Source organism: Kolteria novifilia (assembly GCA_007748055.1).
Lineage (GTDB): Bacteria > Planctomycetota > Planctomycetia > Kolteriales > Kolteriaceae > Kolteria > Kolteria novifilia.
On the sequence record CP036279.1, the window covers coordinates 1,598,946 to 1,623,725 of the forward strand.

Annotated in this window: 17 protein-coding genes; 14 read left to right on the forward strand and 3 right to left on the reverse strand. The window is 61.3% G+C overall.

Annotation, left to right across the window (positions count from 1 at the left end; translation table 11 throughout):
- The first annotated feature begins 7 nt into the window (after positions 1-7).
- From Pan216_RS05930 to Pan216_RS05945, 4 genes are all read left to right on the forward strand, one after another.
- Positions 8-1,429, forward strand: a complete 1,422-nt coding sequence (locus tag Pan216_RS05930) for a DUF1501 domain-containing protein (protein ID WP_145263686.1) — start codon at positions 8-10, stop codon at positions 1,427-1,429.
- A complete protein-coding gene (locus Pan216_RS05935; protein ID WP_145256165.1) occupies positions 1,426-2,430 on the forward strand; it encodes a threonine ammonia-lyase in 1,005 nt (334 codons plus the stop codon). Before Pan216_RS05930 ends, Pan216_RS05935 begins: the two co-directional genes overlap by 4 nt.
- Positions 2,431-2,516: 86 nt before the next feature.
- Complete coding sequence (locus tag Pan216_RS05940) at positions 2,517-4,013, forward strand: sulfatase (protein ID WP_145256168.1); 1,497 nt, start codon at positions 2,517-2,519, stop codon at positions 4,011-4,013.
- Between the two features lie 181 nt (positions 4,014-4,194).
- Positions 4,195-5,241 carry a ThuA domain-containing protein gene (locus Pan216_RS05945; RefSeq protein ID WP_145256171.1) on the forward strand — a complete coding sequence of 349 codons (1,047 nt, stop codon included), beginning with the start codon at positions 4,195-4,197 and terminating at the stop codon, positions 5,239-5,241.
- 55 nt (positions 5,242-5,296) lie between these two features.
- On the opposite strand, the gene Pan216_RS05950 is transcribed toward Pan216_RS05945, so the two are convergent.
- Positions 5,297-6,574 carry a sialidase family protein gene (locus Pan216_RS05950; protein WP_145256174.1) on the reverse strand — a complete coding sequence of 426 codons (1,278 nt, stop codon included), beginning with the start codon at positions 6,572-6,574 and terminating at the stop codon, positions 5,297-5,299.
- Positions 6,575-7,043: 469 nt separating this feature from the next.
- Between Pan216_RS05950 and Pan216_RS05955 the strand changes: the two genes are divergently transcribed.
- The 10 genes from Pan216_RS05955 to Pan216_RS06000 all read left to right on the forward strand — a co-directional run bounded on the left by Pan216_RS05955 (position 7,044) and on the right by Pan216_RS06000 (position 18,604).
- On the forward strand, positions 7,044-7,967 hold the full coding sequence (locus Pan216_RS05955) for a DUF1559 domain-containing protein (protein WP_419193311.1): 924 nt from the start codon (positions 7,044-7,046) through the stop codon (positions 7,965-7,967).
- A gap of 230 nt (positions 7,968-8,197) precedes the next feature.
- On the forward strand, positions 8,198-8,527 hold the full coding sequence (locus Pan216_RS05960; RefSeq protein ID WP_145256177.1) for a hypothetical protein: 330 nt from the start codon (positions 8,198-8,200) through the stop codon (positions 8,525-8,527).
- Between the two features lie 35 nt (positions 8,528-8,562).
- Positions 8,563-9,660, forward strand: coding sequence for a substrate-binding domain-containing protein (locus tag Pan216_RS05965; protein WP_145256180.1), 1,098 nt, complete (start codon positions 8,563-8,565; stop codon positions 9,658-9,660).
- Between the two features lie 28 nt (positions 9,661-9,688).
- On the forward strand, positions 9,689-10,570 hold the full coding sequence (locus Pan216_RS05970) for a DUF1559 domain-containing protein (RefSeq protein ID WP_419193312.1): 882 nt from the start codon (positions 9,689-9,691) through the stop codon (positions 10,568-10,570).
- 22 nt (positions 10,571-10,592) lie between these two features.
- Positions 10,593-11,012, forward strand: coding sequence for a hypothetical protein (locus Pan216_RS05975; RefSeq protein ID WP_145256183.1), 420 nt, complete (start codon positions 10,593-10,595; stop codon positions 11,010-11,012).
- 56 nt (positions 11,013-11,068) lie between these two features.
- A complete protein-coding gene (locus Pan216_RS05980; protein WP_145256186.1) occupies positions 11,069-12,229 on the forward strand; it encodes a sialidase family protein in 1,161 nt (386 codons plus the stop codon).
- A gap of 121 nt (positions 12,230-12,350) precedes the next feature.
- The gene (locus tag Pan216_RS05985; RefSeq protein WP_419193313.1) at positions 12,351-13,274 is read left to right on the forward strand and encodes a dihydrodipicolinate synthase family protein; all 924 of its coding nucleotides are present in this window, start codon (positions 12,351-12,353) and stop codon (positions 13,272-13,274) included.
- A gap of 11 nt (positions 13,275-13,285) precedes the next feature.
- Positions 13,286-15,808 carry a sodium:solute symporter family protein gene (locus Pan216_RS05990; RefSeq protein ID WP_145256192.1) on the forward strand — a complete coding sequence of 841 codons (2,523 nt, stop codon included), beginning with the start codon at positions 13,286-13,288 and terminating at the stop codon, positions 15,806-15,808.
- Between the two features lie 262 nt (positions 15,809-16,070).
- Positions 16,071-17,108, forward strand: coding sequence for a DUF1559 domain-containing protein (locus tag Pan216_RS05995; RefSeq protein WP_145263696.1), 1,038 nt, complete (start codon positions 16,071-16,073; stop codon positions 17,106-17,108).
- Between the two features lie 71 nt (positions 17,109-17,179).
- Complete coding sequence (locus tag Pan216_RS06000; protein ID WP_145256195.1) at positions 17,180-18,604, forward strand: hypothetical protein; 1,425 nt, start codon at positions 17,180-17,182, stop codon at positions 18,602-18,604.
- A gap of 1,370 nt (positions 18,605-19,974) precedes the next feature.
- Here Pan216_RS06000 and Pan216_RS06005 read toward each other — a convergent pair.
- Complete coding sequence (locus Pan216_RS06005; protein WP_145256198.1) at positions 19,975-23,688, reverse strand: WD40 repeat domain-containing serine/threonine-protein kinase; 3,714 nt, start codon at positions 23,686-23,688, stop codon at positions 19,975-19,977.
- Complete coding sequence (locus tag Pan216_RS06010) at positions 23,685-24,308, reverse strand: sigma-70 family RNA polymerase sigma factor (RefSeq protein WP_419193314.1); 624 nt, start codon at positions 24,306-24,308, stop codon at positions 23,685-23,687. Before Pan216_RS06010 ends, Pan216_RS06005 begins: the two co-directional genes overlap by 4 nt.
- Positions 24,309-24,780 lie beyond the last annotated feature (472 nt).

A 24,780-nucleotide genomic window follows, 5' to 3' on the forward strand; every position in this document is an offset into this window, starting at 1 on the left:
GAGAGAGATGCCCTTTAGCCGCCGCCGGATGCTGCAGCTCGGATCGGTCGGGTTCGGCGGTCTGGCCCTGTCGGCGTTGCTCGCGGATGAAGCGCGGGCCGAAACACTGGCGACGAAGGAAGAAGGGCCGCTGGCCGCGAGGACGCCTCACTTCGCGCCTCGCGCCAAGCGGGTGATCTTCCTGTTCATGAAGGGGGGGCCGTCGCACGTCGACACCTTTGACCCCAAGCCGATGCTCGATCGGGATGATGGAAAGCCGCTTCCCTTCGACAAGCCGCGAGTCACTTTCGCGCAGACCGGCAACCTGATGAAGTCGCCCTGGAAGTTCAAGCAGCGGGGCGAGTCGGGCCTACCGGTCAGTGAGCTCTTTCCCCATGTCGCCGAGTGCGCCGACGATCTCTGTGTCATCAACTCGCTCCATGGGACCAACCCCGCTCACGGCGGCGCGGCTCTCAAGCTTCATACCGGCAGCGACACCTTCGTCCGACCGAGTATGGGATCGTGGGTCAGCTACGGCTTGGGGACCGAGAACCAGAATCTGCCCTCGTTCATCACGATCTGTCCGACGCTGGCTCACGGCGGCGTCAACAACTGGAGTTCGGCGTTCCTGCCCGCTCCCCATCAGGGCACACCGATCGGCAACGCGTCGATTCCCTCCAAGCAGGCCGTCGTCCACCACATCCAAAATGGACGGCTCTCCCGCGCCGAGCAGCGACTGCAACTCGACTTGCTCGCCGAGATGAACCAGACGCGACCCCCGTCGCCGATCGAACAACAACTTGAGGGGCGGATCGCCAGTTTCGAGCTCGCGTTTCGCATGCAGACGTCGATGCCCGAGATCCAAGATCTCTCCAGGGAGAGCGACGTCGTTCAGTCGCTCTACGGGCTCGATGATCCGATCACGGCCGACTTCGGGCGCCAGTGCCTCATGGCTCGGCGGTTTGCCGAGCGGGGCGTTCGTTTCATTCAAGTGACGCATAGCGACACCAAGGTGCAATGGGACCAGCACGGCTCGCTTGTCGAAGGTCACACGAAGAATGCCAAGGAGGTCGACAAACCGATCGCCGGCCTGCTCAAGGATCTCAAGGCGCGAGGCTTGCTCGACGACACGCTCGTTCTCTGGGGGGGCGAGTTCGGCCGAACCCCGACGATTCAGGGAGCCACGAAGGGCAAGGAAGGCCGCGACCACAACCCCGAGGGCTTCACGATGTGGCTCGCCGGCGGCGGCGTCAAAGGCGGGATGCGCTACGGCGAGACCGACGAGTACGGCTACTACGCGGTGAGGGATAAGGTTCACATCCACGACTTGCACGCGACGATGCTGCATCTGCTGGGACTCGAACACACCAAGCTGACTTACCGTCACAACGGTCGCGATTTCCGACTGACCGATGTCCACGGTCGCGTCGTCGAGGACATCATGGTATGAGCGGGGTCAATCTCTCGCAGCCGATGCAGTTATTGTCGCTCGATCAAGTTAGCGCGGCTCGGGCGAGCATCGGGGGGCGGCTCTATCGGACACCGACCCTCCACTCACGTTCGGTCAGCGACGACCTTGGTGTGAGGACCTACCTCAAACACGAACACCTGCAACGGACCGGATCGTTCAAGCCGCGCGGCGCGTTCCACAAACTGCTTTCGCTGACGGCATTCGAGCGCGAACGAGGGGTGGTCGCGGCCAGCGGTGGCAACCACGCTCAAGGTCTCGCCTTCGCCGCGAGCTCGCTCGGGATCGCCTCGACCATCTGCATGCCGCGTGGAACCTCGGCGAACTATCTCGACGCGACTCGTGGCTATGGAGCGACGATCGTTCTTTGCGAAGATATCGCCGACGCGTTCGCCCAGATGGCGAAACGCGCGTCGTCGGGGCTCACTCCGGTCCATCCCTTCGACGACCCATTGATCGCGGCGGGGCAGGGGACCGTGGGACTCGAAATCCTCGACGATGTCCCCGACGTGAGCCGCGTCTATGTCAGCATCGGTGGAGGCGGGTTGATCGCGGGCATCGCGGCCGCGATTCGAGCGCTCTCGCCGACCACGAAGATCATCGGCGTCGAGACGCGCGGCGCCGACACCATGGCGAAGAGCCGAGCGGCGGGCGAGCTGATCGAATTGCCGGCGATCACCTCCATCGCGCGGACCTTGGGCGCCCCCCGCGTCAGCGCCTTCACGCTGAACCATGTCGAGAAGCTCGTCGACGACGTCGTGGTGGTCGACGACGCCGCCGCAATGGCGGCGCTCGAGTTTCTCTTAGAGCGGACCAAGCAACTTGTCGAGCCCGCCGCCGCCTGTTCGCTCGCCGCGGCGCGGTTGCAAGCCGACTCTTTCGGCGAGTCGGAGAAGGTCGTCGTTCTTCTTTGCGGCGGCAACATCTCCCTCGCGGATCTTTGCGTTTATCGCCGGCAATTCTTGGACGCGGGGCCTCTCTAGCGGGCACAATGGGTTCTCTCAGGTGTTCTCTTCGACCCACCGTGACTCTTTCCACCACCAATGATCTTCACTCTTGAGGACTCGCGATGAGGACCAGCTTCCCGCGTCGACTGTCGCTGCTCGCCATAGTCTTTTTCTTTGTCGTGCCTTTCGCGGCGTTGGCGGCGGAACGCCCCAACATCATCCTGGCGCTTGCCGACGATCTCGGCTACGGCGACCTCGGCTGCTATGGCAACACGATCACGCGAACGCCCAACCTCGACCGCTTTGCCTCCCAGGGGATGCGGTTCACCGATTGCTACGCCGCCGCGCCCAATTGCTCCCCCGCGCGTACCGGCTTAATGACCGGAAGGACGCCGACACGGGTCGGGGTTCACAACTGGATTCCGATGTTCTCGCCGATGCACGTGCCGCGCGACGAGGTGACGATCGCGACCCTTCTCCGGACGGGGGGATACGACACTTGCCACGTCGGCAAGTGGCACCTCAACGGGATGTTCAACCTGACGGGTCAGCCGCAGCCTCACGATCATGGGTTCTCGCACTGGTTCTCGACGCAGAACAACGCGCTGCCCAACCATCATGACCCGGCCAATTTTGTCCGCAACAGCAAGCCGGTGGGACAGCTCGAAGGCTACTCCGCTCATCTGGTCGTCGACGAGGCGATCGATTGGATTGAACACCGTCGCGACAAAGAGAAGCCGTTCTTTCTCTTCGCGTGTTTTCACGAACCCCACGAACCGATCGCGACCGCCCCGAAGTACCGCGAGCTTTATCCCTCGGAGGATGCGAGCTATTCCGCCTACCACGGCAACGTGACCCAGCTCGACGATGCCCTGGGACGCTTGTTTAAAGCGCTTGAGGATGAGGACCTCGCCAACGATACGCTCGTGATCTTCACCAGTGACAACGGGCCGGCCATCACCGGACGGCATCCGCACGGATCGACGGGGCCGCTCCAGAAGAAGAAGGGCCACGTCTACGAAGGCGGGATTCGCGTTCCGGGGATCGTGCGGTGGCCCGGCCGGATCGAGCCAGGCACGGTCAGCGAGGAGCCGGTGTGTGGTGTCGACGTCTTGCCGACTCTTTGTGCGGTCACCGGAACCGAACCCCCCAGAGATCGGGCGATCGACGGCACCGATCTGACACCCCTCTTCGAGGGAGAGCCCATTGAGCGATCGACGCCGCTCTATTGGCACTTCTGGCGGGCGAAGAGTTCTCCGAAGGTGGCTCTGCGCGAGGGCGACTGGAAGGTTCTCGCTCGCCTGTCGACCGGTGATCTCAAGCCGAGTGGCGGGATCACCGAGGAAGACATCGAGGCGTTGACGAAGGCCAAACCGATGGGGTTTGAGCTCTACAACCTTCGCGAGGACATCGCCGAGGAGCACGATCTCGCCGCCGATGAGCCCGAGCGGTTGCGGGAACTGGCGGCGAAGCTGACCGCGATGTACGCGGACGTCACCCAGGACAGTCCCGTCTGGCCGGTGTGGGAATGGCCACGCTATGAGTCGGAACTCATCGAGTGGACGCCGCAGTCTCGAGGTGGTCATCGCCCGGCCAAGAAGAAGGTTGGCGACCGTTAGACTCCGCCACCTTTCCGACGGGGTGGTTGCCGGGGCGCTCTTGTCGCAGCACGAAGCCTTGGCTCTTTCCCCCATCGACTCGTTTCTCCATTCGCGTGGACGGACGCCGCGATTCGTGTGATGATGGCCACCATCCACGGATGACAGCACACCTACCTTCGGAAGCGCTTTAGGAGAAAACATGGTTCGTCACGCAACCTGGGCGATTGGGATCGTTCTCTGTCTTTGCCAAGCGGCGAGTGCGGAACCGCTGGTGTACGAGGGGGCGTCCGGTCCCGGGGTCGGCAAGCACATCGTCTTTCTCGCGGGCGATCACGAGTACCGTTCGGAAGAGACGTTGCCCGCGTTGGCCCGTATTCTCGCGAAACGCTATGGTTACAAATGTACCGTCCTCTTCACGGTCGATCCGAATACGGGGGAGATCGATCCCGCCGCCGACAACATGCCGGGAACGAAAACGCTCGACTCGGCCGATCTCGCGGTCATTTTCCTTCGCTTTAAGAACCTTCCCGCCGATCAGATGCAGCCGATCGTCGACTACCTCGAACGTGGCGGCCCGGTGGTCGGCTTGCGGACCGCGACGCACGCGTTCAAGATTCCCAAGGACTCGCCCTTCGCTCGTTTCGACTTTCAGTACCCTGGCGACGACTACTCGCGAGGCTTCGGACGTCAGGTGCTCGGCGAGAGTTGGTCGGGACACTATGGGAAGAACCACGTCATGAGCACGCGGCTCGATCCGGTCCCGAGTGCCAAGTCGCACCCGATCCTCCGGGGCGTCGAACGTCCTTGGGTTCAAGCGGGCGGATATTGGACCGAGCCGATGGAGGACAGTGTCGTGCTCGCGATGGCTCAGCCGCTCGAAAGCATGAAGCCGACCGCGTCGCCGGCACCCGACAAGTCGCCCTGTCCGGGGGCGTGGGTGCGAACCTACTCAGGGAAGGATGGAACGAAGGGGAGAGTCTTCACCACGACCTACGGCGCGTCGGAGGACATCCTCGACGAGGACTTTCGTCGGATGCTCGTCAACGCGACGCTGTGGGCCATCGGGGATGAAGCGAGCATCACCCCGAACATGAACGTCGACTTCGTTGGGGAGTATCACCCGGTGACGTTTCGCTTCGGCGGTCATCGCCGTGGTGTCAAGCCGGCGGATATCAAGGAGTTCGACTCGCCGATCTACGATCCGGAAAGCCCGGTCGTCGTTCCTCCCCGGAAGAAGCGGAAGTAGCCCGCTTGGACTCCCATTCCGGGAGGAACGAATGGGTGCTTTCCCTCGTCGCCGCTTACGTCGTCGGAGTGACCATCTGGTTGGGACGCGCCCAGTCGATCCGCGCGAGGATCGTATCGCCATGCCAGCCGTGGTGATGGAGCGTTTCGGAGACCGTGACCCACGACTCCTTCGGCGTGATGGCGATGGGATGGAAGTTGCCTAGCCGAGCGACGTCCTTGGGATGGTTGACGCCATCGCCTTTCATGGGGACCACGATCCGTTCGGTGTCGCGAATCAGCCGCAACGACTCGGGGTCGACTTGGGCCATGTAGATCGGCGCCCGCCAACGCATCACGTTGATGTTGGAAGGATCACGCCTCGTATAGACGAGATAGAGAGCGTCGGAGTGGGCGAGCCAGTGCTGCTGGGTCGTCGACATCGTCAGCGGTTCTCCGTCGTCCCACGCCCACGCCACTTGCGGTTTCCAACGAAGCCCATCCTTCGACTGACTGACGTAGCCCCGTCCATCCTCGGCGCGGATGGTCATGAAGTAGCGGCCGCCAAAGGCTCCGACCGATGGCTCGAGCAGTCCCCGCTTGGCCGAGTTGATTAGTTCGTTGCCCACCTCCCTGATCTGTAGATTCTTGCCGTCGAAGGAGGCGCGAACCGTCGTGACCGAGCGGTAGGGTTGGCCGATCGGCGCGTAGGTCATCGGGATAAGGACGTCGCCGTCGGGCAAGACCAAGCGTTGGGAACAGTTCGAGCCGTACATGCGGCTCGCGCGCGGATCGTTCCACTCGAGGCGCTTCGGCGGCGTCCACTGTCCGTCGCGCGAACGGACGTTGTAGACGACCCAGCGATCCTTCTCCGTGGAGTGGAGGCGCTTGTTCTTGTAGTAGACGTTCCACGCCAGCGCGAGCACGGTGTCGGTCGGGGCGTGATACTCCGGGACCGTGTCGCAGAGGCCCATCTCCAGGCCGTCGCCAAGTTGTTGGCGACCCATCCCCGGAATCGGCGCCGGTTGGGTCCACGTCTCGCCGAGATCATCGCTGTCGGTGACATGGACCGGACCGAAGATGTCGCTGCCGGAGATCTCCTGGAGCGTCATGAGGACGAGCGGTCGATGCTTCGCCGGAATGGCGCAGCCACGAGGGTGAAACCAGCGAGCTCGCATTCCATCCACCGCCGTTCGGCCGGAGAAGATCACCGATTGCGAGATACGGTCGATCAGGTCGCGGGCGCCGCCGGGTTCCGCTCTCAAGGGCCGGATGCCGGACGAGGCGAGAGCGGCGGCTCCAGCGCCCAGCAGGAACGTTCGCCGCTTCACGCGTTGGTTGAGGTCGGTCGTCATTGGTCAGGGTCCCATTGCTTGAGGTTCGTTGGGCACACGCCAGCGGGTCCGGAGGGAGGTCGAAAGGACGCAAGCGTACGTCCGGTCAATCGCGGTGCCATCATGGTGACATCTCTTCCCGCCCCATGAGGGAAGTGGGGTGTCGACCAAACGCCATCTAAGACGTCCTTTCCGCACGATGCAATGCTTTCTGACAAGAATCATCAACTTTCTCTTTTAATTGATACTAAACGAATTTAGTGTTACATTTCTGATCACGTCCAAGGTGATGCCAAGATCGTCCGCCGCGCGGGGAAACGCGGTCGGACGCGAGCCCCCAGGCGAGCGATCGCGTGGGGGACAAGCGGTCGGGTTCGATCTCGCATGGGTCGGGCAGACCGTGATTCGGCATCTCGCCGCGTGCCAATGTGGGCCTGGCACGCGGGACTGGGCGATCTTCATGTCACGTCGGGGAATAGGGGAGCACGTCATGTCGAAAGAGCCGTTGCGTCGTTGGGCGGGGTTCACGCTGGTCGAACTCTTGGTCGTGATCGCCATCATCGGCGTCTTGGTCGCCTTGCTCTTGCCGGCGGTCCAGCAGGCCCGAGAGGCGGCGCGGCGGATTCGCTGCAAGAATAATTTCAAGCAGATCGGGGTGGCGCTGCACAGCTATCACGCCAGCTACGGTCTCTTTCCGCTCTCGGATCATCGCGATTCGGGCCGGGGCTGTAGCGGCAGTGAATGGAGCGTCTCCCAGGTCTATCGCTTCGCCTGGGGAGCCCACCTGCTACCTTTTCTCGACAGGACCGCGACCTACGAGAAGATCAATTTCTCCATCAATTACAACGTCTCCCCGTCAAAGGCGATTGACGCCGTCGGGGCGAGCGTGGGCGTCTTCCTCTGTCCTAGCGATCCGCAACGCGATCCTCGCTGCAACCGCACCGGGGCGATCAACAACGGCGGCCCGAGCAACAAGGATGACCTCGGGCGCACGAACATGGCGGGTGTTGCCGACTCGCGGACCTGGGAGTGCGCCTCGAGTTGGGGACGCACCGACGGCGACGGCGTCTTGTTCAACAACTCCAGCACTTCCCTCGGCGACATCGCCGACGGCAGCAAGAACACCTTGATGGTGGGCGAGGTGACCGGCTCCTCGCCGGGGTCCTACGACGGCAACTACTGGTCGGTCGTCAACCATTTTGACACCGCTGGCGGGATCAACGGCCCGAACACGCTTCCCGGCGGCGGGGTGTGGAACTTCGCCCGGCAGGAATTCTCGAGCTACCATCCCGGCGGGGCGCACTTCCTGCTTGGGGACGGAAGCGTGCAATTCGTTTCCGACAGCATCGACATCGGCATGCTCGAGGCGCTGACGACCCGCGCCGGCAACGAAGTCATCAACCAGGGTTTCTAGAGGCCTCGCCTTCCTGGGAGCGCGGTTGACCGATCCGCGCTGAAACATTACGGGCGTGGTGTTAGTTGGTGTTAAGTGATATATTGTGAGTTCGTACGACCGCTTGGCGGGGTACGCTCGAGAGGGGCTGACCGATGAACCTTGGGGTGAGGCTGGTCTGGGGGCTCGTGGCTTGTTCGCCGTTGCTCGTGGGGTGCGGGGGTCGCGCCGACGGGTTCGAGCGCGTTCGCGTGCGGGGGAATGTGGCCTTCGGCGACGAACCGATCGCCGAGGGCGAACTCCGGTTCGTGCCGATCAAGGGGACCGTCGCTCCCGTCGCCGGAGCGCTCATCGCCGACGGACTCTACGAGGTGACCAACAAGGGCGGGGTTCCGGTCGGGACCTATCGGGTCGAGATCATGGGCTATCGGGAGCTTCCAAAGGATCCCGGTGACGACTTGGAGATCGAGGCGCGCGAGCAGTACGTGCCCGCGGAGTTCAATGAACGCTCGAACCTCGAAGTCGTCGTCGAGAAGGGAGCTACCTCGATGCGGCAAGACTTTCAACTGACAAAGCCCTGAGAACGGGTCTTCGTCGAGAGGGAGAGAGTGACTGGATGACCGAGAGTGGCATCGCGGCGCCGAGCGCGAAACAGTTGGCCGGCCGGGTTCTTCGCGACATGCGCGAGCGTGGAGTGCTTCCCGGCGATAGGTATCTTACCGCCAGGGAGGTGGGGGAACTTCTCGGCGTCAGCGCCATGACCGCCAATCGTGCGATGCAGGTTCTCGCTCGACAAGGGATTCTGACGCGGGAACGACGGGCGGGGACGTTTGTCGGTGATCGTTTCGAAGCGGACGAGTCGCCTGGGTTGGCCTGCTTGCACCTGCTGATTCCTCGCCGTTCGCTCCGCTCGTGCCAACAGTTTTTGGGTCCGATGATTCTCGGGCTGTCGCGTGAATGGCCGGAGGCGGCGATTCAGTACACGCTGCTGCCCGCGGATCATCAGGTCGAGTTCGTCAAGCGTCTCTTCGAGTCGCCCGCGCTTCCCAAACCATCCGGAGCCGTCCTGTTCGTGAGTAGTCCGGAACTACAGCGTTACGCTTCCGAGAGTCATCTGCCGATCGTCGTATCCGGCAGTCTTCATCCCGACGTCGAGAACCTCTGTTGGGTCGATCGCGATCAACGGAAGATGGGGCGATTGCTCGCCGACGAGATCGTCACGCAAGGGCACCAGCGCGTCGCGGTGCTGATGCGCGACCTTTGGGGGTCGGGCGACAATCTCTTTCTCGACGGGGTGCAGTCGTCGTTGAGTGACGCGGGCTTGCCGATCGACGCGTTGACGGTTCGGAGCGTCGCCCACGAGGAGTCGCTGCTGGCGCCGACGATTCAGTCCCTGCTGAAGGTGAGGCGCCCGCCGACGGCTCTTCTTTGCCGTCCGGTTTTCGCCGCCGACGTCGCCAGCCGGGTGGCACGCGACCTGAAGCTACGGGTGCCGCGCGACCTTGAGATCTTCGCCGCCGACTATTACGCCTCCGATGGGGTAGCGCCGCTCTACCCGTGCACGACACCACTGGTGGGCTACGAGCAACAAGGCGCGATCATTGGCCGAATGCTTCACGACCTTTCGCGAGGGGAGTATCCGGATCCCAACCACATGGTGATCGACGTCGCGCTTCTGCCGCTCGCGGCGGGCCGAGGTCGCAAAAAGGGGTAGTGACATGCGAGGAATCGAGTCGAGGCGAATGGCGTTCACGTTGGTCGAGTTGTTGGTGGTGATCGCGATCATCGGCGTGCTGGTGAGTCTGCTCTTGCCCGCGGTGCAACAAGCCCGCGAGGCTGCTCGACGAGCCCAGTGCACCAACAACCTAAGACAGTTGGGGATCGCGTTCGCCAACTACCACGATTCCCAGGGACTCTTTCCACCGGGGACCCTTACTTCGACCGGGCTTTCCTGGAACGTTTCGATCCTCCCCTACATCGACCGTCAGGCGCTCTTCGATAGGTTCAGCTTCGCTTCGGGCTCCTTTAACGGAGCTCCCAACAACGAGGGCCCCGACAAGAATGTCCATGCCCTCGTGCGGATCCCGATGTTCCTCTGTCCCACTTCCCCCAATGAACTGGCGACCCATGGGAGCAGCACCCTCAGCGATGGGCGAAAGACCTACACCTCGCACTACTACGGTGTCGCCGGTCCCAAGGGAACCGCCCCCGACGGGACGGCGTACCGCCACGACAACAGTCCCGCGACTCACGGCGGGTTCGCCCTCCAGGGAGTGATGGGAAAAAATCGGGGATCGGGGATCAGCGAGATCCTCGACGGAACGACGCGGACCTACCTGCTCGGAGAACTCTCCGAGGGATCCGGAGACGGGGCGAGTTGGGCTCGAGGGATCGCCTTTTCTCCCGCGTTCGACGGGATGTCGAGTTGCAAGAACATCTCCAACGGGATCAACTCTCCCTTTGGCAGCATCTTCAACGACATTCCCTTCTCGAGTCTCCATCCCGGCGGCGCTCACTTCCTGATGTGTGACGGCGCCACGACCTTCGTGTCCGAGAACATCGACTTGGCGGTCTTCAAGGCGGGCGCGAGTCGCGATGGTGGCGAACTTCTCGACGCACCGTGAGAGATGACTTGAGGGAACACCGATGAAGGCCATGAACAAGCTCTGGATCTCGTTGTCTCTCGCCGGACTGATTGGCGGTTGTTCCGGTGCCGAGGGACCGACGCGCTACCGTGTCTCCGGGCGCGTGTCACACCAAGGACAGCCGGTGCCGAGCGGTTGGGTCTACTTCGACCCCGATACGTCGAAGGACAACCGGGGGCCGCAAGGCTTCGCACCGATCAAGAACGGCCGTTTCGATACCGCCGACGGCGGCAAGGGAGTGGTGGGCGGCGCCCATCGGCTGCGGGTCGAGGGATACGACGGAGTCGCCGTCAGCGAGGAGGCGCCACAGGGCAAGGCGCTCTTCGCCCCTTACGCTCGAACGGTCGATCTGCCCGCGGAGGCGACGACCATTGACGTCGAGGTCGCCGAGGACCAGCGGTCAACGGCCAAGGCGCGATAGCGTCCGGCAGGCAATGAGTGTTTCAACGACAGTTCATCAGCAAGGAGATCAGCTCAATGACGTTTCTAGCGGGAGCCATCCTGACGTTCGCGAGTCTCACGGCCGCCGAGGCGGCCGGCATGGAGAAGCCGGTCACCGTCTGGAAGAAGGGGATGAACGACTACCACACCTACCGAATTCCGTCACTTCTCGTCGCTCCCGATGGATCGCTGCTCGCGTTCTGCGAGGGCCGCAAGAACAACATGCGTGACGCGGGCGACATCGACTTGGTCGTCAAGCGATCGACCGACGGCGGGCGCCATTGGTCCGACCAGGAGGTCATTTGGGACGAGGGACCCAACACCTGTGGCAATCCCTGCCCCGTCGTCGATCAGTCCACCGGACGGATCTGGCTCCTGTTGACCCACAACCTCGGGGCCGATCATGAGGGAAAGATCAAGACCGGAACAGCCAAGGGAACCCGCACGGTCTGGGTCTGTCATAGTGATGACAGCGGAAAGAGTTGGAGCGAACCGGTCGAAATCACCAAGAGCACGAAGGATCCCGGTTGGGGGTGGTACGCGACCGGACCGGGAGTCGGTATCCAGGTCGAGCATGGTTCGCACAAGGGACGCTTGGTCATTCCGTGCGACCACAGCTTTGACACGACGCCCGGCAGCGCCGAGGTCAAGCCCGGCTTCGGTTCGCACGCGATCTACAGTGACGATCATGGCAAGACGTGGCGGCTCGGAGCCCCCATCCAGCCGGCAATGAACGAATGCCAAGTCGTCGAGCTGGCCGACGGCCAGGGCACCCTTCAGATGAACATGCGGTCCTACGCGAAGAAGAGTTCGCGAGGGGTTGCGACCAGCGAGGACGGCGGTCAGACCTGGGGGCCGATTCGCCACGACAAGACGCTCGTCGAACCGGTCTGCCAAGCGAGTATCATTCGCTACGATTGGCCGAAAGGCGAGAACCCTGGCCGATTGCTCTTCTCGAATCCCGCGCACCCCAAGAAACGCGTGGGGCTCACCCTCCGGGCGAGCGAGGACGATGGCCGGACCTGGCCGAAAGAGCTGGTGGTCGATCCGGGGCACGCCGCCTATTCCTGCTTGGCCAAGCTTCCCGATGGGACGATCGGCTGTCTCTACGAGGGAGGACAGAAACCGTACGAGGAGATTCGCTTCGTCCGGATTCCGATCGAGTCACTCGAGTCGCGAGGCGCTGGTTCGCGCTGAGCGTATCCCGTCTATTGGGTCGGAGCGGGATCGTCGCGATCGCTCCGGCATGGTTGCTCGTTCAGCCCCGCTGGCGAGATTTTGCAATGGTGGAGCCGATCGCTCCACGGGAGTACCTACGTTGTCCGCATCGTTCGATCTGATTGCCGCCGCGCCGTCTCCGCTGGCCGAGAACGGCGCCATCAACTTGGAGATGGTTCGGCCGCTCGTCGATCACCTCGTCGAGTCGGGAGTGACCGGCCTGTTCGCGCTTGGCACGACGGGAGAGTGCATGTCGCTCACGACGTCCGAGCGACAGTCGTTGGCCGAGGAGTTCGTCCGTTCGTCTGATGGCCGTATTCCCGTCACGGTTCATGTCGGCCACAACTCCTTGGCCGAGGCTTGTGGACTCGCGACGCACGCGAAGCTGGCGGGTGCCGATGCGATCGCGATGCTGCCCCCCTGCTACTTCAAGCCGAACTCCTTGGACGCGGTCCTCGAGTGCTTGCGATGTGTCGCATCCGCCGGCAAAGGACTCCCGATCTACTACTACCACATCCCCCACTTGACCGGCGTCCCGGTCGACATCGTCGAATTGATCGGGCGCGCGGACGACACCATCGATGGGTTCGCGGGGGTCAAGTTCACCTCGCCCGCGGTGGACCTGTTTCAGTTGGGCCTCGCCGAGGCCGGAGAGAAGACGGTCGCGTTCGGCGTCGACGAGATGCTGCTTTCTGGCGTTCTCGCCGGCGCGACGATGGCGATCGGTAGCACCTACAACTTCGCCGCGCCACTCTTCTTGAGCGTCGTTCAAGCGTTCCAGGAAGGCGACTTGGAAGAGGCGCGCCGGTTGCAGCAAGTGGCGACCTCCATGATCCACGTCTTGATTCGCCACGGCGGACTTGGGGCCATCAAGCTGGCGATCAACGAGCTGACCGTCGACTGCGGGCCGACGCGGTTGCCACTGCGAATGCCTTCGGGAGAGCAGTGGCCCATCATTCGCGAGGAACTCGCGGAGGTTGGTCTGTTCGACTGGTGTCAAGGACTGGCTTCCGCCGACTCGTAGGGGATCTGGAGATGGTTTGTGGGCGGGTTATCACCCTCCTTCTCATTTGTGCCTCGGCGCCGTCGGATGCGCCGCGGGAGTCCAGCGCTGTCGGCAACCCCTACTCCTGGGGAGAGTTGGACGCGTTTCCCAACACGGTTGGGGTCGCGGGGCCGTTCGCTGGCGTGACCGGCGACGCGCTGCTCGTTGCGGGAGGAGCCAACTTCCCCGACGGGCGTCCATGGGATGGGTATCGGAAAGTCTGGCACGATGACATCTATCTCTTGGAGCGTCCCGACGGGTCGTGGAAACGGCTCGAGCAAACGTTGCCGAAGCCGCTGGCCTACGGGCTCTCCCTCACCACCCCCGAGGGAGTGATCTGCATCGGTGGCGGGGACGCGGACGAACACGTCACCGATGTGCGCCGGTATCGTTGGGATGGCACGCGACTCGTTGTCGAGGAGCTTCCCCCGCTTCCGATTCCGTTGGCCTTCGCCTCGGGAGCTATCCTCGATGGTGTCATCTACGTGGCGGGAGGGCTTACCAAGCCGAACGCGAACAAACCCGAGCACCGCTTCCTGGCCTTTGACCTGCGCGAAGGAACCTGGCGCGAATTGGAACCTTGGCCGGGTCCTCCACGCATGTTGGCGGCGATGGGCGCCCAGGCAGGAGCGATCATTCTCGGCAGCGGGGTCGATCTCGTCGCCGGCCGCGATGGCTCCCCCGTTCGCGAGTACCTGACCGACGCCTTTCGCTACCGCCCCGGCGACGGCTGGTCGCCGATTGCTCCGCTACCCCAGCCCGCGGTCGCTTCCCCCAACCCCGCGCCGGCCATTGGCCAGACCCATCTCCTCGTGCTTGGGGGGGACACTGGCGCCCATGCCGCTCGCGTCGAGGAACTGGCAGACCGACACCCCGGCTTCTCCCAGGACATTCTCGCCTTCGAGACAGTGACCAATTCCTGGCGAACGATCGGTTCACTTCCCCGCGATCCTTCACGGAACATCGCACCGCCGGTGACCACGCCAGCGGTCATGTGGAACGGCCGTCTCGTGCTACCCAGTGGCGAGGTTCGCCCCGGTGTCCGCTCGAGCATCATCCACGTCGCCACGCCGCTACGCAGGACCCGCTTTGGTTTCTGGGACTACTTTTCTCTTTGTCTCTACTTGCTGGCGATTGTCGGTGTCGGCGTCTATTTCTCCCGCCGCGAGCATAGTACCGAGGACTTTTTCCTCGCGGGGCGTCGAATTCCCTGGTGGGCGGCGGGCCTGAGTATCTTCGGGACCCAGCTTAGCGCCATCACGTTCATGGCGGTGCCCGCGAAGGCCTATGCCGAGGATTGGACCTTCGCTCTGCTCAACGGGGGAATCCTCCTCGTCGCTCCGCTGGTTGTCTGGTTCTACCTGCCGCACTTTCGACGACAGAATGTCACGACGGCCTACGAGTACCTCGAGCAACGTTTTAGCGTCGGGGTGCGGTGGGCGGCTGGGGGGACGTTCACACTCATGCAACTAGGGCGCATGGGAGTTGTCCTCTACTTGCCGGCGCTGGCCCTCTCCGCGGCGATCGGGCTGAATGTGTGGCTCTCGATCATCGTGATGGGGGTTCTCGCAACGATCTACACCTACCTCGGCGGCATCGAGGCCGTCGTCTGGACGGACGTGCTGCAAGTCTTCGTTCTCTTGGGTGGGGCGCTATTGGCTCTCCTGCTCATCGCCTTCGATGTCGGCGGCCCGTTCGCACTTGTCGCCGATGCCCAGCAATCGGAGAAGCTGCGGCTAGTGCATTGGACGACGAGCGATGCCGGCACCGCGTTTTGGATTGTCGCGATCGCGGCCTTTTTCAATCCCCTGATTCCCTACACATCGGATCAAGCCGTTGTCCAACGCTACCTGACGACGCCGACCGAAAGCGCCGCCGCCCGTTCGATCTGGACGAACGCTGTGCTGACGATCCCCGCGACGATTCTCTTCTTCGGCCTCGGAACGGCCCTCTACGTCTACTATTCGAAGTTCCCCTCGGAGTTGAATCCTCACTTGCCGATCGATGCCATGCTCCCCTGGTTCATCGTCCAACGAATGCCCACCGGGATTGCCGGGCTCGTCATCGCCGCGGTCTTCGCGGCGTCCATGTCGACGCTCGACAGCAGCCTCAACTCGGTTGCCACGGTGATCACCACCGACTTCGTTCGTCGACGCTATCCGGAGCGTGACGAGTTGTTCTACCTAAACCTCGCTCGTGGGCTGACGTTGTTGCTCGGCGTGCTAGGGACCGGGGCGGCGCTCTGGATGGCCAGCAGCCACGTCGCTTCGCTCTTCGATATGTTCCAATTGGTGTTGGGCTTCGCCGGTGGTGGGTTGGCGGGGCTCTTCGTGCTCGCGATTTTCACCAGACGGAGCAACGCTCGCGGTGCGCTCATCGGGTGGGCCGCGAGCTTTGCCGTCGTTGCGACCCTCGCGATGACAACGCAACTCTCCTTCCTCCTCTTCGGCGCCATTGGCGTCACTGTCTCCGTCCTGGTGGGGTTCTGCGCCAGTCTGATGCTCACCCGATAGATTTTTAAAACCTCTCCCCCCCTCGATCGTTTCCTTCGCGTCGGAGCGACGGAAGCACCTTCCGAGAGTCACCGGCAGTGGGAATAGCGCGGCGTTCGCTATACTATTTGAAACGGCGGTTACGCGGATTGAGTCGGATGGGTGAGTTCATCAAGATTGAATCTCACTAGGCTGAGTAGATGAGGGGCGTATCCTCCCAGTTGTTGTTTAAAAAGTAGGGTTGGTGCGTCCGTTACTGGTGTTGAGATGAGGGCATGCTACGATGCGAACAACCCACTGCCGCGTCCGTGCATTCACGCTGATCGAGCTTCTGGTGGTCATCGCCATCATTGGACTCCTCGTGGCCTTGCTGCTTCCGGCGATTCAACAGGCTCGTGAGGCGGCCCGGCGTGCCTCGTGCCTCAACAACATCAAGCAGATCGCCCTCGCGGCCCAGAACTACGAGTCCTCACACGGCTTCTACGTTCCCGGGCGGATCACGACGCACGCGGAGCCGATCACCTCGAACACCGCCGATATCCTTCATGGTGGGATGGAGACGACCTGGTTGCCGTTTCTTTTTCCCTACATGGACGGCTTGGCGGCGGCCGAGGCATTCAACTACGAGACAGGCACCTTCGGAGCACGCCCTGTGGGCGGTCCCTACAACGTCGCGGGGATCAATGCCAACTACACCCTTATGCAGAAGGCTCTCAGCAACTTCCTTTGCCCTTCCGATGGGGACGTTGTCTTCAAGCTCGATCCGACGTACGCCGGGGCCGCGGGACTCAGTGCCGTCGCCTCGATTCCCTTCTCACGCTGCAACTACGCTGGCTCCTGGGGGAACACCGATTGGGGACAGGATAGCGACTTCACGCCGAACCTCGATTCCGCGCTCGGGCACTTGCCCGTCCCCTTGGCGGCGTTCACCGATGGCACGTCGAAGACGGTCTGCTATTCCGAGGTGATTCAGGGCGGCGAGAACGACTTACGCGGATTCGCGTGGGTCTCCGCGCCGGGAGCCGGAACGTTCATGACCCGGTACACACCCAACGGCACCGAAGATTTCTATGGAGAGGCCACGGGCGCCGGGGACGGCATGCCGCGATCGTTCTTCTGCGACAACAATCCCCCGGATCTTCTTTGTTACTCGGTAAACAGTGACAAGAATTCCTTCGCGGGAGCCCGCAGCCGTCATCCCGGCGGCGTCAACGCGGCATTTGTCGATGGATCGGCCCGCTTCATTTCGAGTAACATTGATGGAGAAGTGTGGATCTTCATCAACTCCATCAACGGCAATGAGATCGTCTCCGATTTCTAGGCGGACGCCCAACTTGGTCGAATTGGCCCACCGGAGCGTGTGATCGACTAGATTCCCCATGGGACGGATGCATGCTCGGCGACACCTCGTTCCGACGAACTGCCCTGCGCTACTGTCTTTGGAGTTTTCTCGCCGGGGGGCTGCTCTCTCCAAGTGCTGGGGCCGCCGCCGAAACGCTCGAGGTCGGGTTTGCCGCCGAGGACATCACGCCGACTCTTTCAGGGGATCGCCCGGTCTGGATCGCGGGCAATGGCCTCGAACGGCGGGCGACGAAGGTGCTCGACCCGCTCTACGCCCGCGCTCTGGTTCTCAAGGATGGCGACCAGGAGATCGCGCTGGTTTCGGTCGACTCGATCGGCCTGCAATACGACGTGACCAAACGAGTTCGCAAGCGCTTGCCGGAACTCGACTACGTGATGGTCGCGAGCACGCACTCCCACTCAACCCCCGACGTCATCGGGCTCTGGGGACCCTCGCGACGTGAGTCGGGCAAGGATCCCGCGTACGTCCGCTTGATCGAGGACAAGATCGTCGCCGCCGTCACCTCCGCCCGAAGCAGCACCAACCCCGCCACCGCCTCCTTCGGCACCGCCCAGGACAAGTCGCTCCTTTACGACCCCAGGCCCCCTTACGTGTACGACGACATCCTCCGCACCCTGATGTTCCGCCACGCCAAGACGAACCAGCCGCTCGCGATCGTCGTCCAATGGGGCGCCCATCCCGAATGCACCAGTGCCCGCTCGAGCTTCCTCAGCGCCGACTACCCCGCGACCCTCCTGGCGGAACTACAAAAAGAATACGGCTGCCCCGGGCTATTCTTTGTCGGAGCGACGGGCGGGTTGATGATGCCGAATCTTCGTCCCCTACGGGAACGGAGCGGGTCAGAGTCGCTCACGATTGAAGAGGGAATGGCCGAGTACGGCAAGGCGGTCACTTCGCTCGCACGAAAGGCGCTCGCCGAAAGCGAACCGATCAAACTCATGCCGATGAAGCCGGTGGTGAAGCGTCGTTCGCTTCCTCTCACGAACCCCAAGTTTATCGGCGCCCTGTCGATCGGTTTGCTGGAGAGGCCCATCTATCTTTGGACGGGGGATTCTTCCGAGCTTGGACGCCAGGTCCCAAGTCGCCAAACGGGCAGCTTGATCGCGATCGAGACCGAAGCCGGCTGGCTTCAGCTTGGCCAACTGCGCATTCTTCTCATTCCCGGCGAGATTCATCCCGAGTTGGTCTATGGCGGGGTCGTCGATCCACCCGATTTGCGCTTGGACTTTCCCGACGCCCCCATCGAGCCTCCCTTGGCAAAAGAAATGCCAGACCGAAGATGGATGCTCTTCGGCCTGGCCAACGACGAAATCGGTTACATCATTCCCAAGAGGCAGTGGGATAGCCGAAAGCCGTTTGCGTATACTGGAAGTTCAAACAGCCCTCCGTACGGGGAGCAGAACAGTGTTGGCCAGCAAGCGTCCTCGGTTCTAAGAGTCACGACAACTGACTGATGCTCTGTTCGAGTGTCTCTAGCGGCGCAATTTCGTAGACTCTTCGTTTCACAAGTTGGCTATTGGCGTTTGATTTGTGCTGGTAATACTCGAGTCGACGCTATCAATGCCAACGACCGCGAGGTCCCAACCGGTCGTAGATGAGGGCAATCCATAAGAGATACTTGTAGTCTGTGTCGCATCCTCGTCTTGTGGGACGTACTCGTCAGTATCATCGGAGTCATCTGGGAACACCTGAGTAGGTTGGACGCTCAGGCCCTGGGGCTTCGCCAAGAACGTGAATAGAACTGTCCCTTTGTATCCGTTCTGCGCCGTCAAAATAATGTCGAAGTTAATTGAGTTCGCAGTCCTAGACTGGTTGTCAAAGCTCAACAAGAATCCGGCAGACATGGTAGTGCTCCTGGTAGTTAGGTCGCGGAAAAGTCAAGGTTAGCAACTCAGTATGGTGAAGGTTACATCGATTGAGCCGTCCTCTGAGCCATCGCTTCTCGTACGGTTGTTCTCGTACAGAATCCGTATGCACGCAGAGGGTGAGTTGTGGTCATGGCTGTTCCCGCTTCTCGCTCTGTTGAGCAAGTAGTGATGAAGAAAGTGCTCTATGTTCGTGTCGTTGTAGTGGTTGGGTCCCGTTCGGAGAGGTGGTATGGGCGCCATGCCTGATCTGTGTGGTACCCATGCGGACAATCGGTCAAGTTCCAATGCTCTCATCGAGTTACCGCAACGCCGGATCACATGGTCGAGAATTGTGCGCTGCTTTCGAGGCGAGCTTCGCACTCTTTCGTTCTTGTCAATTCCAAGCATCTCGACGTGAAGCTCTACTGGAGTCCCATTGGCACTATGCCGGATTCGAAGGACGACAAACGCGACCATCGAGTCAGTCGTCAATGATGCGTCTGCGTGAAAGGAGTAGGCGAGATACGTTCGCCGCGAGCTGACGGGCCGAGCAAGCATTCGTTGCGCTTTTGCGACGTTCAGTCCATCGTATGCTTTGCTTAGCCCCTGCATGATCTGGGTCCCTCGTTCAAGATGCGTATCGTCGTTGCTGGTCAACGACTTTTCAAATAGTGAAACGTAGTCCACGTCAGTCTCCTCGTCTTAGGCGTCTCTAAACTGTGGTTCTCATGGACGGCGCTCTGTGCACCTTACTGTCTAGTGAAACGTTTGGGAGTTGAATGAGCGTATGTCGCCCGCGACTTTGTTTGTTGGGATGGCAAAGTTCGGAGTTCACCCATCTCTCGCGGGCGCTCCGCGCATCTATGCGCTGCTGAAGAAACATGGAGCAAACAGCATGGATTCCGAGTGTTTCGATGTCCATTGTAAGAGTTCTCGGCCAGCATGAGTTCGCTCAACTCGCAAACAGTACACTAATATCACTCGGACTTAGGATCGTTGCTGTCTTCTTGAGGGAACATGCCGGTGGGTCTCTCTTGGCGGCGTTGGTCGTTCTCGTCGGCGCCAACGGATCCTCGCCGAAGTGTTCGAAGCGTTCCGCTCGTCACTGGTTCAAGTGTTCCTTTCTGTCCGACTCTCTTGCCTGTCATGGATGCCGACAAGGCGAGCAAGCGTGAGCCGTTACGGCTGTCGGCTGACAAGTCCCGAGTCGTGATGTGTGCGTCTTTCAAGAGTAGAGTCAACTGGGTGTTGTCGTTGCTGAAGGCGAAGCACTTGCAAGGCGATCGGTCACCGATCGAAGGGGAGATACGCTCGCCAGTGTATACGCTGTTGATGGAAAGGTAACCATCAGAGAAAATGGATGCAACCAGTGATCCGTCCTGAGAGAAGGTGGCGGAGGTAATTCTGGCACCTTCGGGATGCCTCGCTGCTACTCTGACACTCGAACGTCCGTCGTATAGTCGTACCGCTCCATCGTTCGACGCTGTGATCATCTTGCTTCCGTTCCCTTGGGTTGCCAGAACCTTGGTCCACTCTGCGGAAGCTGTTCGGATGGTGAGACCGGGCAGAGTGTCGAAATGCACACTTTCAAATCCCTTGGCGCCAAGCAGCGTGCCAGGATCCCCTTGGACAACGCTGTTTGGGATGCGTTGTAAAATGGGTCGGTCCGTGACCTGCTGCTGTAGTCCTGTTGAGAGATCTACCAGTACCGCGTCTCGTGGTGAGCCCAGTAACAGAGTGTCTCCTGAATGGTTGAATCGTAAGAAGCTAGTCGATGATGGATGGCTGAGTGTGCGAGATCGCTTTGGCGCGTGGCCGCTGTAACTCCATACTTCGACCGATCCACTCTTGCCGAGTAGAGCGATGGTGTCGTTGCTGAGTTGTAAGTCGACCACTGGCTCATTTGATTGCAATCGTGCTATGTGTGGAGTCGGGCGGGCAATGTTGTAAACGGTGACGTTGCGTTGGCCATGAACGAGGGCGACAGTGGAGTTGTCAGTCGATACTCGGATATCCGTGAGGTCGGCTGACCGTGGAAAGGAGCAAATAGTCGAGCACCTCACTAGGTCCACGTCGTGGACGCTATTGTCATCAAGAGCGATAATTTGTCGGTTTGTACGGCCAATGGGGCAGGAAGCTGTGACTTTTCTGCTCGGGAACAATTGTTGGTTTGGGAAGGGGACGTGGGTGCTCCAGTACCTCGTCGTAAGTGTAGGGTCTATCGTGACGATGTGGAGGATACCGTTGGAACAAACCGCGTGTGAATCAAGCACGCGTGAGATCGGTGAAATCGCCGCGTTACCGCTTGGTAAATGTCGAAGCGACACCTGTCGGGAACAGGACAGAATGGTGTTGCTAGGATGGCAAAGTAGAAGGGTTGTGTTGTTGTTGTGCGACGAAGTGTAGGGCGAATGGTTGTTATAGGTGGATCGTGTCATCCCAGAGTGTAGATCCCAGACGTGCATTTGTGACTGTGTGTCTACGCCTGCGATGAATCGCCCTTGTGAACTCCAGGCGAAGCAAATGATTGGGCTATCCAATTGTGAGTCGGTGAATACTACGCTCTCGGAGTCTATGTTCCAGATGCGAACGCCACAATCGGACGTTGAGGTGACAATCTGAGTGGCACTGGCGTTGATCAGGCCTGAGATGACGGCCGAGGAGTGCAGTAGGGGGTGTGTCGTCGGAGTGCCGTTGTTGATGTTCCAGACACGAGCCGTCTTGTCGTTGCTTACGGTAAGCATATGGGAGCCATCGGGGTCGAAGGATATATCAGTGATCTCTGAGTCATGCTGGAAGGGGCCGAGGTGTTGGCCTTTGCTCGACATGTCCCAGAGCATGCAGGAAGCGTCTCGACTTGCGGTGGCGACTAGTCGTCCCTTCGGGTGGCAGAGAATTCTTGTGATCGCGTCTGAATGAGAGAATGTATGTGTGTGTGTCGAGAAAGCGGAGGATTGCCGAAGATGTACGACTCCCCTATCGTCGCCGGTAACAATCATGTTCCCGTCGAGGGTATAGGCAGCAGCGGTGAATCGGGAGTCCGAGTGTTGACGTTGTGCTGCGCGTCTAGCGGTTCTGGTGTTCCAAAGCTCCGCTCCTCCGGATTGGTACAGAACCAGGGCAGTACTCGCGTTTGGTGCGAGAAGTACTCTTGAAGGACGCTCCGGCAACTTCCACAATTGCTCGAGCTTTGGGCACGCCCGAAGAGCCATGCCCATGCGGATGCGGGACATGCGCTCGCGCTGGGGATCGCCTTCGTCAAGCTTGAGGGCGGCGGCCAGCCAGGGGAGGGCGCTCATCACGTCGTCGGTCTCGCCGAGCTTGGAACGCTCGACATACATCCGCGAGAGCTGACGGCGATTCTCGAGATTGGCGGTCTCGAGCTTAGTGCGGGCGTCGTGTTCTCGACGGTAGGCGGTCGATACCGCGATCAGAGAGACGACCGAAACGACCAAGAGGGTGACGAGAAGGCTCGCGGCGGTGGTGACGACACGGCGGTTGCGGCGGGCCCATTTGAAGACGTAGTCGATTGGGACCAAGGGCTTGGCTTGGATCGGCAGGTGGTTCAGGAAGCGACCGAGATCGGCGGCGAGGTCGGCCGCGGTCTCGTAGCGCTCGTGGGCCTCCTTCTGGATCGCCTTGGTGACGATCGTCTGCAGATCGACTGGTAGCGTCGGGTCGAGCGTTCGGAGCGGCGGTGGCTCGTGTTCGAGGATGCGGTGAAGGACACTCTTGGGGTTGTCGCCATCGATGACCGAGCGGCTGGCCAAGAGTTCGTAGAGCGTCGCGCCGAGCGAGTAGATGTCGGTACGGTGGGAGATGAGTCGGCTGTCGACGACCTGCTCGGGGCTCATGTAGCGGAGGGTGCCGACCAACTCGCCCGTCTTGGTGATGGTCGCTTCGTCGCGGACCAGGGCGAGGCCGAAGTCGGTGATCCAGGGGTGTCCCTTGGTATCGACCATGATGTTCGACGGCTTGACGTCGCGGTGGATGACGCCGCGCTCGTGGGCGTGGTGCAGGGCCTCGGCGATCTGCTTGCCGAGCGAGGCGATCGACCGATAGCGATCGGTCGTGTCGATCGACTTCCACCATGAGGAGGCGAGACTGTTCGCTTGATCGTTGGCGTCGATCGATCGCCGTTCCTGGCTCGCGAGCGCGGCGAGGGAGTTGCCCTCGATGAGCTGCATCGCGAAGTAGAGCTGCTGGTCCTGCTCGCCGTTGGCGAAGACGGGGACGATGTTGGGGTGATCGAGCATCGCGGCGGCGCGGGCCTCGGACTCGAACCGTTGACGGTGTGCCTCGGAGGTTTCGATCGGGGCCGAGAGCGTCTTGAGGGCGACGCGGCGCCGCAGCGAGAGTTGAATCGCCTCGTAGACGATGCCCATTCCCCCCCGGCCAAGTTCACGCACGAGGTGGTAGTCCCCCAAACGCTTGGGGACCTTCAGTCCCTTGAAGGGGTCGGCGTCGTCGTCGGCCGCGCCCTCGGGAAAGGCTCCCAGCATCGGAAGGAGGTCGCGGAGCACCTCGGCGTGTTCGGGATAGCGGCTGATGAACTCCTCGAGGGAGGGAGTCCGACCCTTCTCCTGAAGTTCGAGGAACTCGTCGGCGACACGGCCGATGAACGAATCGAGGCCGGAGTCGTCGAAAGGGTCACGGGAGTCGTCGCGGGGAGGGGGCCCGAGGTCGCTCATACGGCACTCTCCCCCAGACCGAGGTTGCGGGCGGCGCGGCGGAGTCGAAGCAGCGCCCGTCCGTAACGCTTGCTCGCGGCGGAGGTGGTCAAGTCGAGCACCTTGGCGGCCTCGGAGTTGGAGAGCCCTTCGACTTGCCGCATGAGAAGGATCTCTTGGTCATCCTCGGAGAGCTGGGTCAATGCGTCACGAACCTTGGCGATCAACTCTTTGCGCTCCAACTCTTGGCGTGGCTGATCGTTAGCGGCGGGCAGCAAATCCGCGAGTAAAATGGAGGAATTCTCCGTGATTTCCCCGCGAAGGGTTCGCTTTTCCGCGGAAAGATGCCGACGACGCTGCATGATCAGCCGTTCTTGTGCGTTCTTTCGCAGCCAGATCAGATAGGGCATGGGCTTGCGGTCGAGAAAGTCCTGCATCCGATGGCATGCGTTCAAGAGCGTTTCCTGCACGACGTCCGATTCGTCGACACGTTTTCTTAGAGCGGGGTCAAATTGGAGCTTCATCACCTGGGTGAGGTAGGAACGGGAACGGTCCATCAGTTTGTTGAGCGCGAGTCGGTCTCCTTCGCGGACTTGCTGGAGAAGCGATTCGGTTTCTCGTTGAAATTCGGCGGTCAACATTTTCACTTTCGCTGCGGGTTTGAACATGACGTTCGGACAAGCGTCCGTGCGGACTCCGTCGGTCGGGTGGCGATTTCGAGAACGCGTTGGGGACTGGAGTCGCTGGTTCGCGGAGATGCGAATGAAGTTCGATCGCTCGATCCGGCGCCACGCGGTCGCGGATCTCCGAAGAGGAGCTTCGTGTGTGGTGAGGAACACATCACGAGAACACTCCGTCGAGAAAGAGGTTCTTGTCGAAAGACGCTTGCCGGGCCGTGTCGACCCGCCCATTGATCTCTTTGCTATCGGCGACGCGCACCCGCGTCGGTCGTGGTGCGTGGAGAGACGATGGCGAATGGGCCAGACGACGAGAACTGACCTCGACCACCTGCGAGATGGTCATCATCGTCTCACATCAGCGCCAAACGATCGGTCGGGCACCTGATTAGCTAAGGCTGGACAGAATTCTGGTGTTTCCGAGGTCCATCCGCAA